Origin of the sequence: Arthrobacter sp. SO5 (assembly GCF_020532805.1) — a bacterium.
Lineage (GTDB): Bacteria > Actinomycetota > Actinomycetes > Actinomycetales > Micrococcaceae > Arthrobacter.
The window spans coordinates 1-16375 of sequence record NZ_MQTQ01000035.1 but is presented as its reverse complement, the minus strand read 5'-3'; the positions used below and the strand labels follow the sequence as shown (position 1 = coordinate 16375).

The following is a 16375-nucleotide window of genomic DNA, read 5'->3' as shown; positions in this document are numbered from 1 at the left end:
GATCCGCGTGGCACCATTACGGGAACGAATGCGCCGGGACTCGCTTCCGGCTGACGAGCAGAGCCATCTGAAGGACCGACCATCAAAAGAGAACTCAAGGGTGCCGCTGATGCGGCGGAAGACCTCACCAATTCCAGGCCGCTGGAGGTGGTGGCGCGGGCGGGCTTCGCCGTCAGCGGCCTCCTGCATTTCCTGATTGGCCTGGTCGCGATCCGGCTTGCCATGGGCGGCCAGGGCCAGGCGGACGTCAGCGGGGCCGTGGAACAACTGGCCAGCCAGCCGGCGGGGCCCCTTCTGCTCTGGGTCTCGTTTGCGGCTTGCGTGGCCCTGGCCCTCTGGCAGACCAGCGACGCCATCTTCGATTTTGACCATCTGCCCGCCAAGAAAAAACTCGGGAAGAAACTCAAAGCCGCCCTCCAGGCCGTGGTCTACGCCGGGCTGGCCGTGACTTTCGCGTCCTTTGCCATGGGAGCGGGCAAGGAGAACAGCCGCTCCACCAGCGACCTCACCGTCGCCGTCATGCAGGCCCCCGGCGGATACGCGCTCCTGCTCGCCGCCGGTGCCGGGATTGCCGTCACGGGCATCATCTACGCCGTCCGGGGCTTCCGCCAGTCCTTCCTCAAGTACCTCCGGCTTCCGGCCTCGGAAAAGGCACGCACGGCGCTGACCGTCCTGGGCGTGGCGGGCTACGTGGCCAAGGGCATCGCCCTGCTGCTGGCGGGGCTGCTGGTGGTCCTCGCCACGGTGACAGCGCACCCCGAGGACTCAACCGGACTCGACGGCGGGCTGAAGGCCCTGCGCGAGCAGCCGTTCGGCATCTACATGCTGGCCGCCGTGGGCGCAGGACTGATCTGCTACGGCGTCTTCATGGTGGTCCGCGCCAAACTCGCCAAGATGTAGCGGCAGACGGCGGAGCCACCGCCACCCGGTATGGCCGCGCGTCGGACCCGAAAGGCCCCCATGAACAGCCCCGTTCCCTCCGAGGCCGCACCCCGTGAAAGCTACATCCTGCGCGGGACAATGCTGACAGACGGGTTCAGCTACGCTGACGCTGTCGTGGCCGTGGCCGGCGGCCGGATCGCCTATGCCGGGCCCCGGACCGGCTTCAACGCCACCGCTCAGGCAGTGTTCGACGGCGCAGTGTTCGACGGCGCAGCGTTCGACGGCGCAGCGTTCGACAGCGCAGTGGAACTCGATCTCCCGCCGGATGGCCTGATCCTCCCGGGCCTGATCGATCTCCACTGCCACGGCGCGGCCGGCGCCGGCTTCCCCACCTCGGACAGCGAGGCCTGCCGGGACGCCGTGGAGTTCCTGCACCGCAGCGGGACCACAACCCTGCTGGCCAGCCTGGTCACCGCTTCGGGTCAAGAGCTTCTGCGCGCACTCGGCGTGCTGCGGGTCCTGGCGTCCGAAGGCCTCATCGCAGGGGTCCATTCCGAAGGCCCCTTCCTGTCCCCCGCCCGCTGCGGAGCGCAGAACCCCGAGTGGCTCCGCAACCCCGATTTCGAACTCCTCCGCGAGATGCTGGCGGCGGCCGGCGGAACCCTCAAGACCATGACCTACGCTCCCGAACTGCCCGGCGCCGGCGAACTGGTCACCATGCTCGCCCAGCATGGCGTCACGCCCTCACTGGGCCACACCGACGCGGATGCCCGCACCGCCGCCGCGTCCCTGACGGCGGCAGCACACCTCCTTGCGGTGGCCAGCGACGCCGGCAGGGCCGGGCCCTTTGGGACGTCCGCCCGGCCCACTGTGACCCATCTGTTCAACGCGATGCCACCCCTGCACCACCGGAGCCCCGGACCTGTCGCCGCCTGCCTGCGCCTGGCCGCCGCCGGCGCCATCGCCGTCGAGCTCATCGGCGACGGCGTCCACCTCGACCCTGAGACCGTCCGGATGGTTTTCGAGCTGGTGGGCGCCGACAACATCGCCCTCGTGACGGATTCCATGGCAGCAACCGGGCTGCCCGACGGCGACTTTGAACTCGGGCCCTCCGCCGTTGTGGTGCGCGACGGCGTGGCGTCCCTGCCGGGGAGCGGCGCCCTCGCCGGCGGCACGGCCACGCTGCTTGAGGTGGTGCGCCGGACCATTGCAGCCGGCGTGAGTCCCGCCGATGCGGTGAAGGCAGCAACCCTGGTCCCCGCCAGGATTCTGGGGCTGGACGGTGAGGCCGGGAGCCTGCGAACGGGAAGGCGCGCCGACGTTGTGGCGGTGGACGGCGGCTTCGGCCTGCACACGGTCCTGCGCGCGGGCCGGGTCCTGACCCGTCCCGGCATCTGAGCTGTGTACGTGCCGTTAAGGCCTGCAGTCGTCGTGGACCACGACGCGCGAGAGCTCAATGGTCCCGTCCGGAAGCCGCCAAAAGTGCAGCCGCCGCGCCGATGCCACCTTCTTTTCGACCGCAGCACGGAAGCATCTGGCACCGTCCGCCCGCACGACCTGGGGAGAGTCGCCGCCGGAGTTCACCCGCAACGCGTGGAGTTCCCGGGCCGGGTTCCGCTCGGCAGCACCGGTGAGGACCTCGGCCACGGCCTTGAGCGCCTTACTCACGACGCCGGGCTCGGTGAAGGAATAGAGCGTGTCCGCGAAGTCCGGGCCCGCGGTCCAGTGAAGAGGCAACGCCAGCCGGGCCTTGTCCGCCGACGGGGTGCTCTTCACCCAGGAAAGGTAGACGTCGTGCCTCAGGCGTTCCGCCGGAGTCTCGAACAACCCGTCCGATTCGGCGGCCGCACGCTGGAGCGCCCGCTGTGTTTCCCGTTTGCGCGTGCGCAGGTTCCTGAGTTCCTCCAACTGCTTGTCCGCGCGGCTCCCCTCCGCCTCCAACTGGCCATGGAGCTCGTCCGCAAGCGCCAGTTCGGCCTCCAGTTGCTGCCTCAGGTCATCATGGGACTGATGGAGGCTCACGAGCTCGGCCCCGGCTTTGCCGGACGACGCCACGAGTTCCTGGAGGCCGGCCACCTTCCGCCGTTCCGCGTCGAGCTGCAGCAGCGCTGACCTCAGCGCAGTTGCGGGTTTCGCCGCGGGCGCGGGATCATCCCTCGCGGCGCCTGTGTCAGGAGGCGTCACGGCAGTCACGGCGGCCCGTTCGGCCAGATGCCGGCCGGCCCGCAACCAGGGGGTTCCGCCCGTGAGCAGCGCTGGCGACTCCTTAACGTCCTCGTCATCGTCCACATCGATGAGGGACAGCGCCACTGCCCCCTTCTCGCGAAGGAACCGGGCCACCACGACTTCGCCTTCCGTGACGAGGCTGTCCACGGTGTCGAGGGGATTCGAGGATATCCGCAGCGCGCCCACGGTCCAGGTGGAACCGGGGTAGAGCGTGAGTTTCGCGCTGGAGGCGCAGACTTCCTCGGCCAGTGCCAGGACCAGATCCCCGGGCTGGTACAGGGCAGCTAGCCGGGGCGGGGTCAACAGGGCGTTGATGTCCAGGGTCCTGGCTTCTTCATTGAGGAGACCTTCAACATTTTGTCCCTGGGAGAGCATCCAGTCGAGTCGAACAGGCGGGACCACGTGTTCGCGTTGAATGGTGCAGCAACTGCCGTCGCCCAGTTCGACAACGGCGCGGGACCCGGCATTCGTGAAGAACTTGACGGCGCCCCGGACACGCCGCGGCAAAGTGCGGACCGGCGCTTCCTGCTGCGGAACCACGGCAATCAGGCTCAGGACGTCCTCGATGATGTCTTCGGCCGCGCGGACCGCGGACTGGCCGTCCCGCGCGATCCGCAGCGGGCTCCGGTGCACGTCGCGCAGCCAGCGAAGGTCCTCCGAGTAGACCCGTGCGGCGTTTCCGAACACGTGCGCCCCGGCCGGAAGGCTGTCTCCAAAGGCGTAACTTTCCGGCCCGTTTTCCAGCCAAAAGACGTCGGCCAGACCCCCGACTTCCCGGGCGATGTGCTCGACGTCGATCTGGTCACGACGCTGCTCCGGATGCCAGGAGACCACGGCCGCAGGTTTGGTCCGTCCGTTCGCCATCAGGCGCAGCGCGAGGTCTTTCCCCGAGGTGACAACCACATATGCCTGTTCCATAACGAATCCCCCATCGCCGGTGCGGCCCTGCAGCCACAGCTGAGGGGAACCTGATCGCTCCCCCACCATCAGTACAGCAGCGGGGTCAGACAAAATAGGGGAATCCGGCTATCCCTGCGGCACCGCGATGACGGCGACGGTCTGCTGTTCCCCGTTCCGCATCTCGACGCCGGCGATGCTGGCGAGCTGCACAGGGGTGGCGCCGGTGATCTTGACCTTGCCGCTGGGCGTGGCCGTCCAGGCGCAGGCGCGGTCCTCGCCGCCGTCGCGGTCCTTGACCCAGAGCGAGAACGTGCCGTCCACCGGCAGGCTGCGGCCATCGACCGCGAGTTCCGTTCCCCAGGTCTTCTTGACCAGACCCACGGTGACCTGCAGCCCGTCGCTGGCCTGCACCGAATAGCTGGCGTCGGGTTTGGCCGGCGGGCTAAGCAGCGGTGCGGACAGGACCCCGAGCGCGAGGCACGCGGCAGCAGCGGCGGCCGCCGCCGCAGCCCACCGGCGACGCGCTTTCCGGCGTCGGGCGGAGAGTTCATCGAGCAGCCTCCGCGGCACCGGAACCGGGACGGGCAGGGCCGTTCGCGGTTCACGGCCGGCCGCCGCAGTGGGGGCAGCGCCGAGGGCGACGGCGTCGGGCACGGGGATCGCATCCAGCAGGGCCGGGAGGCTTGCCAGCTCATCGAGCTCCTGCCGGCAGTCCGAACACGTCGTCAGATGCTGCTCGAATTGGGCGGCCTCGGCAGGCTCCAGACCGCCCAGCAGGTAGGCGCCGAGCAGTTGATGCAGTCCAGTCTGGTTCACCGCTGCACCCCCATCTCCTCAAGGATCGTGCGGAGCGCCCGCACGGCGTAAAACGCCCTGGACTTCACTGTGCCGCTTGGAATGTTCAACCTGATTGATGCCTCCTGGACCGTATGACGGCGGTAATGAAGCGCGATGAGGACATCCCGGTGCTCAGTGCTGAGCCGCAGGAGCGCTTCCTCCATGAGGACCCGGTTGAGGAGCTCGTCAATGCGTTCGGCACCATCGGCCGGGTCTGCCAGATCACGCTCGGTGGCTTCACGGGGGCGCCGCTGGGCCTTCCGGTAGTTGTCGATCATGATGTTGCGGGCGGTCCTGAACAGATAGCTGCGCAGGCTGCCCGTGATCTGGGGCGCTTGCTGCCAGACGCGCAGCACAGTCTCCTGCACAACGTCATCGGCCAGCTGCGGATCCCGGGACGCGCTGAGGACGAAGCGCCGGAGGGCGGTCCCGTGGTCACGGTACATCGCTGCCACCACGTCTTCATCCAGCGCCATGCCAACCTCCCCGACTCCTGGCGTCCTGCCCCACTGCCCCCTAAGACGTACGGGCCGCCGCAAAAGTTCAGCACTCTCCAGCAGCGCCAGCACGTGCCGCCGAAGTCGACGCCACCCGCTGTGAACCATTCTTCACCGCACGGCGTCCTATCGGTTAGCGCCGGTCTTTGAGTGGGCCGGTACGAGTCAAGGAGCAGCAGATGAAAAAGCACCTCAGCATTGGCCTGTCCGCTTTCGCCCTCGCCGGACTACTCTCCGGTTGCGCCGGCAGCACCGGCACCTCCACCTCGACCCCACCGGCTGCGGCGGCGTCCGGCAGCGCGGCTCCCAGTTCGGCTCCGGCGGCCAGTTCGGCTCCGGCGGCCTCCTCCGCGTCAGCGGCGGCGGCGGAGCTCAAGGTCGCCTCGTCCAAGCTCGGCCAGATCGTGGTCGCCAGCAACGGCCTGAGCGTCTACTACTACACGAAGGACCTCAAGGACTCGGGCGTCAGCGCGTGCGTCGGCGGCTGCCTGACCGCCTGGCCCCCCGTCGTCGCCACCTCGGCCACCCCCACGGTCGACGGCGTTACGGGCAAGGTGGGAACCATCACCTCCCCTGACGGCAAGATGCAAGTGACCATCAACGGGATGCCGGTGTACTACTACGTCAAGGACAAGGCGCCCGGCGACATCCTGGGCCAGGGCGTCGGCGGCGTCTGGTACCTAGTGGCACCGTCCGGAGAGATGATCACCACGCCGGCAGGGTCCTAGGGACGGCAGGCACCGCTGCCGGGTTCGGCGGCCCCCGGCGTGGGGATCAGCGCTTCACAGCCGGGGCGCTGCCCCCCGAGCAGCTAGCCGACAGCGTCGCTGTCCGCCTCGGCGAACTCGACTGCGGCCACAATCTCCTTGCTGTCCGGGTGGATCATGAATGCTTCATCATCGTCTTCCACCATCAGGTACTCGCCCTGGTCCGTGGTGAAATGCCAGGCCAGGGCGGTCTCGCCGTTCCGGTCATAGTTGGGGTCGCCCATAGTGATCTTCACCAGCGTGTGGCCGGCCACGTCGCACAGTTCGCGGATGATTAGCTCGAACTCCGGGGCGTTCATGAGCTCGTCTTCCGCCGCCTCGGCCTGGCGCTCGGCCAGGTTGGGAATCCGCGATACGCGCTCGGCGATGTGCTGCTCGAGGTCCTCCTCGGCCATGACCAGAAGATCGGGCAGGCCCCGGAGCCATGCCGCGTTGAGCGCGGTGAGGTCCTCGGTTTCCAGCAGCGCCTCGAAGTCCGTGTCGAGTTCTTCGAGCAGCTGTACCGCCGCGGCCGGCGCCGCGCCCGCGGCTTCTTCCAGGTCCGCGTCGCCGTCAAGATACGCGTCTTCCTCCTCCTCGGAGAGGGAGTCGAAGGCCTCCACCGTGCGGTTGAAGAGATCGAGGTGCGCAGCCGCGCCCATGTCCGCGAGCCCCGCCCGGATGTAGCTGTCGATCTCTTCTCGTTGCGGTGCCGTGAAGACGTACTGCGCGAAGCCTCCGCCTAGGGACTGGGTCAGGTAGAAGTCCACGTAGTAGCTGCGCAGGGCGCTTGGGGCGATTTCCCCGATGTCCAGCAGCTCCGCATACATGGCGTTGACCACGTCCACATTTGCGTCCACGACGTCGGCGTCGCTGCCGTTGATGCCCTCACGGGTCAGGACCGGTGCGTAGTTCGTAACGGGAGGTGTAGTGGAAAGGCCGTTGCTCATGGAAAATCCTCACTGCGTAAGGCGGGTGGCACTTCAGACCCCTTCAACGTACGTCGCACCGGCCGGCCCACGGTTGAGCCGGAGCTGAACGTCCGGCGAAGTTTTGGTGTCCCGCCCGTCCCCGTACCATCCGGCATCGTTCTCCACATAGCCGGGCCACGAGGTCCGGGGCCTCTTCCAAGCTCGCTAAGATGGAGCAGATGACCAACTGCCGAAAGTAGCGCGCACCATGCCATCCCATCCGGACGAGAGTGCGGCCCTGGCAATTCAGACCCCCGCGATCAACGACCGCTCCCTTGCGGCCGGACTTGCCTACGCCATGGGGAGCCGCGTTTCCGGTATTTCCTTCGACGCCGCCACCGGACTCATGCTCGGCAAGGTGCGCGGCGGCTCCGAGGTGCCGTATTCGACGACGGCGAAGCTGGTCCGCAAGGCAGGCGGCTGGAGCTGCACCGTGGGCGTCTGCAGCTGCCCGGTCCGAAAGGACTGCAAGCACGTGGCCGCACTGTTGTTCGCGGCCGAGGACAACCCGGCCACCCGCGTCCAGCTGCTTGCCCCCGCCGATACGACGCGGCTCTCCCGGCAGGCCCCGGCGGTGGCCGTTCCCGACTGGGAGCTGGCCCTGAACCCGCTGATCGTCCGGCCCGGGATCACCCAGTCCACCAACGGCATCCCGCTGGCCCTCCAGTTCGAGGTCGAGGAACCCGCCCCGCACTTCTCCTACACCGGCCGGCGGGACCCGCTCCGCAGCGTCCGCCAGCTCAAGGCCCGGCCCGTGATCATGGGCGCCAAGGGCAAATGGATCCGCGGCGATGTCTCCTGGAACACCCTGAGCTACCTGAATTACCGGCGTGAGTGCAATGAGGCACATGTCGAGTGGATGCAGGAGTTCCTGGCCGCCCACACGGCGCTGGCCAACCGCCAGCACACCGGTACCGGACTCTGGCTGGGGCTGAACACCTATGCCGGCAAGAACCTGTGGAGCCTGCTGGCCGAGGCGCAGAAAATGGGCGTCGCGCTGGTCCACAGCCGCGGCAACGAACCCGTCCGGCTCGTGGAGGAGCCGGCCGCCGTCGGGCTGAACCTGGCCCGGTTCGGCACCGCACCGGTTCCCGCCGAAGACACCGGCTCCGCTATACCGTCCGCTGCAGCCGGGGACGACGACGGTGGCCTGTCGCTCGCACCCACCATCACGGTCGAGGGCGTCGTCGTGGATCCGGCATCCGTCGGCACCATCGGCCGGCCCGCCCACGGGATCTTCCTCACCTCCGGAGGAGACGCCCTGCCCGGCGTCGCCCCCGCCGACTCGGTGATCACCCTCGCCCCGCTCGAAAACGGGCTCAGCGAGGAACTGCTGACGTTCGTCACCGCCGGCACCACCCTGCACATACCGGCCCGGGATGAAAGCCGCTTCCTGACCGGCTTCTACCCCAAGCTCAAGCAGAGCGCCCGGGTCACAGCCTCCGATGAGTCCGTGGAGCTGCCCCAGCTGGCCGTTCCCACCCTGTCGCTACTGGCCAACTACGGCGCGGACCACCGGGTCCGGCTGCACTGGGAATGGCATTACAAGGCCGGCACCCTCGTCACGGCCCAGCCGCTGTGGCGCCACCCCGGCGATCACGGCTACCGGGACGACCCCGCCGAGGCCCGCATCCTGGACGCGGTCGGGCAGCCGTGGGACGTTGTGGCGGCCCTGGGCGAGTCGGCCACCGGCGGCTGGGGAACGCCGAGGCTGGCCGGTTCGGCGGAACTCAGCGGACTCGACACCCTGGCCTTCACCGAAGAGCTGCTCCCTGTGCTCCGCGACGTGCCCGGCGTCGCCGTGGACACTGCCGGCGAGATCGCCGATTACCGCGAGGCCGAAGAGGCGCCGGTGGTGTCCATCTCCACCAAGGCCACCGAGCAGCGGGACTGGTTCGATCTCGGCATCCAGATTTCCCTCGAGGGCCAGCCGGTGTCCTTCGCAGCCGTTTTCTCAGCCCTGGCGGCCGGCCAGACCAAGATGCTGCTCCCCAGCGGCGCTTACTTCTCCCTGGACCTCCCCGAACTGCACCAGCTGCGGGCCCTGATTGAAGAGGCCCGGGAACTGCAGGACAACAAGGACGCCCCGCTGCAGATCAGCCGCTTCCAGGCCGGGCTCTGGGACGAACTCGCGCAACTGGGCATCGTGGATGAGCAGGCGGCGGCATGGCGCGAGGCCGTCGGCGGATTGCTGGAAGGCGGCGTTAAGGGCCTGCCGTTGCCGGCAACCCTCAATGCCGAGCTGCGCCCCTACCAGCTCGAGGGGTTCAACTGGCTCAGCTTCCTCTACCGGCACGGACTGGGCGGCATCCTGGCTGACGACATGGGCCTGGGCAAGACGGTGCAGGCGCTTGCACTGATCTGCGCCGCCAAGGACACGGCCGTGGGGCAGGAAGCAGCGTCCGACGCCGGGGCTGCAGCCGCCACCGCTGCCGGCGCCGGCGCCGGTGCTGCCCCGTTCCTCGTCATTGCCCCCACGAGTGTCGTGGGGAACTGGGTGGCCGAAACGGCGCGGTTCGCCCCCGGCCTGACGGTACGCGCCATCGGCGAGACGTTCGCGAAGAGCGGCTCTGACCCCACCGAGGCGATGGCGGGCGCAGACATCATCATCACCTCCTACGCCCTATTCCGGATCGACTACGACGCCTATTCCTCGCGGGAATGGGCCGGCCTGGTCCTGGACGAGGCCCAGTTCGTCAAGAACCACCAGTCCAAGGCCTACCAGTGCGCCCGGAAACTCCCCGCGGTCTTCAAACTGGCCATCACCGGCACCCCGCTGGAGAACAACCTGATGGAGTTCTGGGCACTCACCTCGATCGTGGCGCCCGGGCTTTTCTCCAGCCCCAAGCGGTTCGCAGAGTACTACCAGAAGCCGGTGGAAAAGAACGGGGACAAGGCGCAGCTGGACAAGCTCCGGCGCCGGGTCCGCCCGTTGATGTTGCGGCGCACCAAGGAGCAGGTCATCCACGACCTGCCGCCGAAGCAGGAACAGATCCTGGAAGTGGTACTGAATCCGCGCCATCAAAAGGTCTATCAGACCCACCTTCAGCGCGAGCGGCAGAAAATCCTGGGCCTGATCGAGGACGTCAACAAGAACCGCTTCACGATCTTCCAGTCCCTGACCCTGCTGCGGCAGCTCAGCCTGGATCCCTCGCTGATTGATCCCTCGCTCTCCGGGGTGCGCTCCAGCAAGCTCGATGTGCTGTTCGAGCAGCTGGAAGACCTTGTTGCGGAAGGCCACCGGGCGCTGATCTTCAGCCAGTTCACCGGGTTCCTGGGCAAGGTCCGGGAACGGCTCCTCGAGGAAAACATCGAGTTCTGCTACCTCGACGGCAGCACCCGCAACCGCACCGACGTCGTCAACGAGTTTAAGAACGGCGCCGCGCCCGTGTTCCTGATCAGCCTCAAGGCCGGTGGTTTCGGGCTGAACCTGACGGAAGCGGACTACGTCTTCCTGCTGGATCCGTGGTGGAACCCGGCCTCAGAAGCCCAGGCCGTGGACCGGACGCACCGGATCGGACAGGCACGGAATGTGATGGTCTACCGGCTGGTCGCCAAGGACACCATCGAGGAAAAGGTGATGGCGCTGAAGGCCAGGAAGTCGCAACTGTTCGCCGACGTCATGGAGGGCGACTCCCTCACCGGCGGCGCGCTCACGGCAGAGGACCTGGCCGGGCTCTTCAACGACTGACGCGGTTCAGCCGCCGGCCCGGGGCCACATTCGCTGCGGATCCGGGCTGGTGACGCGCAAAAGGCCCAGCGCTGCGGGTATTGCCGTAGCGCCGGGCCGTTGCCGCGTCATGGGACGTTTCCCGCAGCGGAGACTACGCTCCATCCCAGCTACCGGCGGCCGGACCCGGACCCGGCCCCCGGGAGGGTCCGGGAACCGCGTCGGCGCTTAGCCCGCCTGCTCCTGGAATTCGGGCGCACGCCCTGCCCGCAGGAGGGGCCCGAAGAATGCGCCGAGCTCCGCCGTCGCCGTCAGAGGCAGGACGTTGGCCACATACTGGTCCGGACGCACCACCACGACGACGCCGCCGCGGTCGATCCCGCGCAGCTCGAAGATGTCCGCCTCTGGGTCGGCGGCGTAGACCTTCTCGTAGTCCGTGAGCTGGAACGGCCCCACCTGGGGCTTGAACGCCGCCGGCACCGCCCCGATGTCGATGCCCGTGTGGTCCTGCTGGTAGATGACCTTCACGTCGAACCACGCGTCGCGGTCGGCCCCTTCGGGCGTCTCAGCGAGCGGCGAGTCCGGTGCCCCGGCGATCCATTCGGCGAACTCGGCGGCGGGCGACGCCGTTGTCTGTTGCCCGATACTCTGCCGACCGGTGCTCTGCTGACCGGCGCTGGGGGCCGCGGCATCGGGGGCCGCGGCATCGGCGAAGACGTAGATGCGCCACCGGCCGTCCGCCGTGGCGTGATGGCCGAGGTGCACCGGGTTGGCGTCGCACACCCTGACGACCGGCGCCGACTTGAAGCGCTTGCCGATGGTGAACCCGGTGGCCAGATCCTGGTGGGCGGGCGCGGCGATAAGCATGGAGGGGGCGTACTGGGTCATGAATCCGGCCGGGAACTCGGCGGTACTCACGTAGAAGTCCTCCAGCTCGGAGGGGCTGTTGAACTCCTCGGGCCGCTTCGCCATCAGCGTCGACCACTCCTTGTCGAAGTCGATGAGGTTCTTCGCAATAACCTGGCGCTCGGCCGAATATGTGGACAGCAGGCTCTCCGGGCCGCGGCCCTCGAGCACGTGCCCGAGCTTCCAGCCGAGGTTGAAGCCGTCCTGCATGGAGACGTTCATGCCCTGGCCCGCCTTGGCGCTGTGCGTATGGCATGCGTCGCCGGTAATGAAAACACGCGGCGTGCGCGTGCCGCGCTGGTCCGGCAGGACGTCGTCGAACCGGTCCGTGAGCCGGTGGCCGACCTCGTACACACTGTGCCAGGCGACGTTGCGGACGTCGAGTGTATAGGGGTGGAGGATCCCGTTCGCCTGGGCGATGATCTGCTCGATGGTGGTGGCGCGCACGGCGCCGTTGTCGTCCGGGCCCACCTCGCCGAGGTCGACGTACATGCGGAAGAGGTGGCCGCCTTCCCGCGGGATCAGCAGGATGCTGCCGCCCGTGCCGGACTGGATGGCACATTTCGTGCGGATGTCGGGGAAGTCCGTGACGGCGAGGACGTCCATGACACCCCAGGCGTGGTTGGCCTGGTCGCCGGCGAGCGTGCAGCCGATCGACTCCCGCACTTTGCTCCGGGCGCCATCCGCGCCGACGACGTACTTCGCCCGGACTGTGCGCACCCGGCCCTCGTCGGGGCCGGCGGTGTGGACGAGGGTGACCGTGACGGGGTACTCCGCTTCGTCGTCGACCTCTAGGCCCCGGAATTCCAAGCCGTAGTCGGGCGACATGCGGGCGGGGGAGTTTGCCATGAACTCGCCGAAGTAATCCAGGACGCGGGCCTGGTTGACGATGAGGTGCGGGAACTCGCTGATCCCTGTCGCGTCGTCGACGGCGCGGGCGGCACGGACGATCCGTGACGGCTCGGCGGGGTCCGGCTTCCAGAAGGCCATCTCGGTGATGCGGTACGCCTCGGCGGTGATCCGCTCGGCGAAGCCGAAGGCCTGGAAAGTCTCGACACTCCGGGCCTGGATGCCGTCGGCCTGGCCGATCGGGAGCCGCCCGCCGCGGCGCTCCACGATCCGGGTGGTGATGCCGGGGAACTGGGACAGCTGCGCGGCGGTCACAACGCCAGCAGGTCCGGTGCCCACAATGAGCACGTCAACCTCGTCAGGCAGCTGGGCGGGCCGGTCAATTCCGACGCCGGCGGCCGGCTGGACCCGCGGGTCACCGGATACGTAACCGTGATGGTGAAACTGCACGGGCTTTCCTCACTTCGTTGTGTGGCGTCTGCCGCCGTCGGGGTGTTCGATAATAGAACTTGATGTTCGATAATAGAAATAGCGTGCTGATCCCACACTGTACGGCAGATATGACGTGGGTTACAAGCACGTTGAGCAATCCGGAAGCGCGGGTTGACGTTCCACAGCAACGCGGGGTCACTTCGCGCCGGTAAAACCCCTCGGGATGGGCGCGGAATGACCCCGCGTTGCGGTTCAGGCCGCGGCGGTCGCTGTCACGGACCGGGAGGCGGTCTGGCTGCGGAACCAGATGGCCAGTTTCTTGCCCCTGCCCGTCCACCAGCTGTCCTCGTCGGTGGTATCGCGCCACCGGTAAATGACGACCACCAGGATAAAGACGCCTGCGGCCACTTCCAGCCATGCACCGCGGGCCGCATCGATCAGCACGTTGGCCGCCATGCTCAGAATCGCCGGCAATACGAGGGTCCTGAATACGGTGTTGGCCACATAGCGCCGGTGGGACCGCGGTAAGGACACCACGCGGACCATGTCGAAACAGACGCACGTCAACACCAGCGTCTGGCCCAGCGAGATCAGAATCGAGCCGGGCAGGGACCCAGCGAAGCCGGCGACCGCCTGCAGTCCCGAGCTCACGATGTCACCGCGACGGCAGCCGCTGCGGATCCGGACGTGCGTAGACTCTTTGGATCAAACACTCATTGCCCCCCGACAATTGGACGTAGCCCAATTCAAAGGCCCTGGATGTCGGGAAGTCACGCGGTGGCGGTACTCGTCTTTTCGGCCCGGGACTACTTGGACGACGGCGCTAGCGTTTGTCGCGGTCGTCGAATTCTTCGTCGAGCTCGTAGTGGCGGAACTCTGTTTCAGGGTTCGGTTCGCCTTCGGCCACGATTTCGTAGTCGAGCTGGCGCTGGACCTGGCTGTCCAGCACCTGGAGTTCTGGATCCGGGACCTTGTCCAGGTCCTCCGGGAAGTCGTCGTCCGGGGTGAGGTGCAGTTTCTCGGTCATCGTGCTCTCCATGCCCTTCGTGCCGGGATCCGGCCATGCGCTGCGGATGGTCACAGTTTAGCGGTTCGGGCGGGCTGGGGATCGTATCTGGACTTCATGGGTTCGCGGGCGGTCCTCTGAGGGTTCGATGTCAGCGGGAAACCGCGAGGCCGGTGAGAGCGAGGATGACCATAACGAGGATGACCAGCAGCTCGGGGTAGACGAGGAAGAACAGGCACACGCGCTGGAAAAACGGCGCTGTCCTGTGCTCGCGGTCGTCTTGTCCTGAGTCTTCGTGGAGCATGTATCCCCCGTGGTGCCGTGTCCCGCATGCGGCCGATGCTGAACGCCTACGGTCATCGTAGGCGTCTTTCGACCTACCCGCAGGAGATCCTCGCTCGGCGAAGCCGGCGGCTGTACCTTGGAGGCCTATGACCTCTGCACAGCAGCTTCTGGCGGCGTACGACCACCAACTCCGGACAGATGCGGAGACTCCCGGCGCGATCGCCGTTGATCGGCTCGGGCCCCTGCGCCTCGTGAGGTTCGCTGGCGGCCGGGGTTTCGTGACATATCAAGACCTCGACGGAGCCGGCGCTCAAACAATCGCGCAATGGGTGGGCGAAGCGCTGAATTCCTACCGCCTGGATCCCGCAATCGTGCGGGTGGAGTGGAAGACCCGGGGTCACGATCATGCTCCCGGACTCCATGACGCACTGATGGAGAACGGATTCGAGCCCGATGAGACTGAGTCGGTCATGATCGGTCAAGCCAGCGCCCTGGATGCCGCTGTGCAACTTCCCTCCGGGGTCACGCTGCGCAGAGTCACCGATGAACCGGATATCCGCGCCATGAGCGCCATGCAGGACGAAGTTTTCGGTGATCCTGTGTCCGATCACAACGCCGAAACACTGCTGCATCGAATCGAAGTCGACGGCGGGATGGAACTCTGGGTTGCCGAACACGAGGGGCGGATTATCAGTGCGGGCCGACTCGAGCCTGTCCCGGATACGGAATTCGCGGGAATCTGGGGCGGGGCCACGCGCGCGGAATGGCGCGGTCAGGGGATTTACCGGGCCGTCACCGCGGCCCGGGCCCGGGCCGCGCTGAAACTGGGAAAGACACTCATCCACAGCGATTCAACCGCATGCTCACGACCGATCCTGGAACGGTACGGGCTGCTCAGAGTGTCAACAACAACCCCTTATCACTGGCGGCGCTGAAACCAGGACCATGGCGGCGGGCGGCGTCCGGCGTCCGGCGTCCGGCGTCTTCTCTCCGCCCGGACAGAACTTGCGAGCGTCGTTGAGCACTGCCGGTCGTCACTCGGTCCCGCGGGGACGCCACACCATGAGGGCTTGCGAACGGGCGCGGGGGCGCTTGCCGCGGGCCATGCTGACGACGTCGCCGGCGGTTCCGGCGGCGAAAATGCGGGAATCCAGGGCCCGCGGGCGGCGTTCTAGTTCCACGGTCAGCTCACTGACCCGGCGCTGCAGGGCCGCCACCTGGTTCTCCAGCTGGAGGATCCGCTTGATGCCCTCGAGCGAGACGCCCTCGTGCGAAAGGCGCTGGACCTCGCGGAGCAAGGTCACGTCACGCTGCGAGTACCGCCGCGATTTTCCGGGCGCGCGGCTCGGCGAGACGAGGCCCAGCCGGTCATACTGTCGCAGCGTCTGGGGGTGCATGTCCGCCAACTGCGCGGCGACGGAGATGACGAAGATCGGCTGGTCAAAGTCGAACTCGATGGCCATGGCTGGGACGCGTTCCTAGAGCCGGGCTTTGGCAGCCAGTTCGGCGCGGACATCCTCGCCGGCGGTGGCGGCGGCGAACGCCTTGACGGCTTCTTCCGCTTCCTTGCCCAGCTTCCGCGGAACGGCGACGTCGATCGTCACCAGCAGGTCGCCGGTGGCCCGGGAGTGCCTGACGCCGCGGCCCTTGACCCTGAGGGTCCGGCCCGACGGCGTTCCGGCCGGAACGCGGACCCTGACGGTATCGCCGTCGATGGTCGGGACCTCGATGTCGGCGCCGAGGGCCGCCTCGGGGAAAGTGACCGGAACATGGATGCGCAGGTTGTCGCCGTCGCGCACGTAGAAATCGTGTGCCTTCACCGAGACTGTGACCATGAGGTCGCCGTAGCCCGCGGGCCCGTTCTGGCCCTTGCCGCGGACACGGACCTTCTGGCCGTCCTTGATCCCGGCCGGAACGCGGACGTCGATGACTTCGCCGTCCGGCTCGCGCAGGCCTATGGTGGTCCCGCGGATGGAACCGGCAAAGGAGATGCTGGTGGACGCCGTGCGGTCGGCACCCTTCTGCGGGGTGCGCTGGAACGACTGGCCGCCGCCGGCGCCGCCGAAGAGGTCTGCGAACTCGGGCGGAATGCCGCCGGAAGTGCTGTAGCCGCCGGACTGGCGACCCCCGCCGCCGGTGAAGAGCCCGCCGAAGAGGTCCTCGAAGCC

15 protein-coding genes are annotated in these 16375 nt (G+C 67.6%); 5 read left to right on the top strand and 10 right to left on the bottom strand.

The window, feature by feature from the left end:
• The first annotated feature begins 81 nt into the window (after positions 1-81).
• Positions 82-900, top strand: coding sequence for a DUF1206 domain-containing protein (locus BJG92_RS05950; protein ID WP_374199762.1), 819 nt, complete (start codon positions 82-84; stop codon positions 898-900).
• 60 nt (positions 901-960) lie between these two features.
• Positions 961-2280, top strand: a complete 1320-nt coding sequence (nagA, locus tag BJG92_RS05945; RefSeq protein WP_232083105.1) for an N-acetylglucosamine-6-phosphate deacetylase — start codon at positions 961-963, stop codon at positions 2278-2280.
• Positions 2281-2295: 15 nt separating this feature from the next.
• Here the strand turns inward: nagA and BJG92_RS05940 are convergent, their stop codons facing one another.
• From BJG92_RS05940 to BJG92_RS05930, 3 genes are all read right to left on the bottom strand, one after another.
• Positions 2296-4026, bottom strand: coding sequence for a hypothetical protein (locus BJG92_RS05940; protein ID WP_232083104.1), 1731 nt, complete (start codon positions 4024-4026; stop codon positions 2296-2298).
• A gap of 108 nt (positions 4027-4134) precedes the next feature.
• Entirely contained in the window at positions 4135-4824 is a 690-nt protein-coding gene (locus BJG92_RS05935; RefSeq protein ID WP_232083103.1) for an anti-sigma factor, read from the bottom strand.
• The gene (locus tag BJG92_RS05930) at positions 4821-5321 is read right to left on the bottom strand and encodes a sigma-70 family RNA polymerase sigma factor (protein WP_232083102.1); all 501 of its coding nucleotides are present in this window, start codon (positions 5319-5321) and stop codon (positions 4821-4823) included. The genes BJG92_RS05935 and BJG92_RS05930 overlap by 4 nt, the downstream gene beginning before the upstream one ends.
• 200 nt (positions 5322-5521) lie before the next feature.
• On the opposite strand from BJG92_RS05930, the gene BJG92_RS05925 reads away from it, so the two are divergent.
• Entirely contained in the window at positions 5522-6070 is a 549-nt protein-coding gene (locus BJG92_RS05925; protein ID WP_232083101.1) for a hypothetical protein, read from the top strand.
• An 83-nt stretch (positions 6071-6153) separates the two neighbouring features.
• On the opposite strand, the gene BJG92_RS05920 is transcribed toward BJG92_RS05925, so the two are convergent.
• A complete protein-coding gene (locus tag BJG92_RS05920; protein ID WP_232083100.1) occupies positions 6154-7038 on the bottom strand; it encodes a hypothetical protein in 885 nt (294 codons plus the stop codon).
• 229 nt (positions 7039-7267) lie between these two features.
• On the opposite strand from BJG92_RS05920, the gene BJG92_RS05915 reads away from it, so the two are divergent.
• Positions 7268-10750 (top strand): DEAD/DEAH box helicase, encoded by a 3483-nt coding sequence (locus tag BJG92_RS05915; RefSeq protein WP_232083099.1) that lies wholly within the window; start codon positions 7268-7270, stop codon positions 10748-10750.
• Positions 10751-10957: 207 nt separating this feature from the next.
• Here the strand turns inward: BJG92_RS05915 and BJG92_RS05910 are convergent, their stop codons facing one another.
• The 4 genes from BJG92_RS05910 to BJG92_RS05895 form a co-directional block, all read right to left on the bottom strand.
• Positions 10958-12934 (bottom strand): FAD-binding monooxygenase, encoded by a 1977-nt coding sequence (locus tag BJG92_RS05910; RefSeq protein WP_232083098.1) that lies wholly within the window; start codon positions 12932-12934, stop codon positions 10958-10960.
• A gap of 234 nt (positions 12935-13168) precedes the next feature.
• Entirely contained in the window at positions 13169-13567 is a 399-nt protein-coding gene (locus BJG92_RS05905) for a hypothetical protein (RefSeq protein ID WP_232083097.1), read from the bottom strand.
• A 172-nt stretch (positions 13568-13739) separates the two neighbouring features.
• Positions 13740-13943, bottom strand: a complete 204-nt coding sequence (locus BJG92_RS05900) for a hypothetical protein (RefSeq protein WP_232083096.1) — start codon at positions 13941-13943, stop codon at positions 13740-13742.
• A gap of 130 nt (positions 13944-14073) precedes the next feature.
• Positions 14074-14226 (bottom strand): hypothetical protein, encoded by a 153-nt coding sequence (locus BJG92_RS05895; RefSeq protein WP_232083095.1) that lies wholly within the window; start codon positions 14224-14226, stop codon positions 14074-14076.
• A gap of 127 nt (positions 14227-14353) precedes the next feature.
• Here BJG92_RS05895 and BJG92_RS05890 point away from each other — a divergent pair, with 127 nt between their 5' ends.
• Positions 14354-15142, top strand: coding sequence for a GNAT family N-acetyltransferase (locus BJG92_RS05890; protein WP_232083094.1), 789 nt, complete (start codon positions 14354-14356; stop codon positions 15140-15142).
• Between the two features lie 99 nt (positions 15143-15241).
• Here the strand turns inward: BJG92_RS05890 and BJG92_RS05885 are convergent, their stop codons facing one another.
• Complete coding sequence (locus BJG92_RS05885) at positions 15242-15670, bottom strand: heat shock protein transcriptional repressor HspR (RefSeq protein WP_232083093.1); 429 nt, start codon at positions 15668-15670, stop codon at positions 15242-15244.
• Between the two features lie 15 nt (positions 15671-15685).
• Positions 15686-16375: DnaJ C-terminal domain-containing protein (locus tag BJG92_RS05880; RefSeq protein WP_232083092.1), on the bottom strand; the 690-nt coding region annotated here is incomplete at its 5' end.

Coding starts and splice junctions, on each gene's coding strand:
- BJG92_RS05895 (WP_232083095.1), bottom strand. CDS start 14,226: ATGCTCCACGAAGACTCAGGACAAGACGACCGCGAGCACAGGACAGCG.
- BJG92_RS05885 (WP_232083093.1), bottom strand. CDS start 15,670: ATGGCCATCGAGTTCGACTTTGACCAGCCGATCTTCGTCATCTCCGTC.
- BJG92_RS05925 (WP_232083101.1), top strand. CDS start 5,522: ATGAAAAAGCACCTCAGCATTGGCCTGTCCGCTTTCGCCCTCGCCGGA.
- BJG92_RS05900 (WP_232083096.1), bottom strand. CDS start 13,943: ATGACCGAGAAACTGCACCTCACCCCGGACGACGACTTCCCGGAGGAC.
- nagA (WP_232083105.1), top strand. CDS start 961: ATGAACAGCCCCGTTCCCTCCGAGGCCGCACCCCGTGAAAGCTACATC.
- BJG92_RS05920 (WP_232083100.1), bottom strand. CDS start 7,038: ATGAGCAACGGCCTTTCCACTACACCTCCCGTTACGAACTACGCACCG.
- BJG92_RS05940 (WP_232083104.1), bottom strand. CDS start 4,026: ATGGAACAGGCATATGTGGTTGTCACCTCGGGGAAAGACCTCGCGCTG.
- BJG92_RS05890 (WP_232083094.1), top strand. CDS start 14,354: ATGACCTCTGCACAGCAGCTTCTGGCGGCGTACGACCACCAACTCCGG.
- BJG92_RS05915 (WP_232083099.1), top strand. CDS start 7,268: ATGCCATCCCATCCGGACGAGAGTGCGGCCCTGGCAATTCAGACCCCC.
- BJG92_RS05930 (WP_232083102.1), bottom strand. CDS start 5,321: ATGGCGCTGGATGAAGACGTGGTGGCAGCGATGTACCGTGACCACGGG.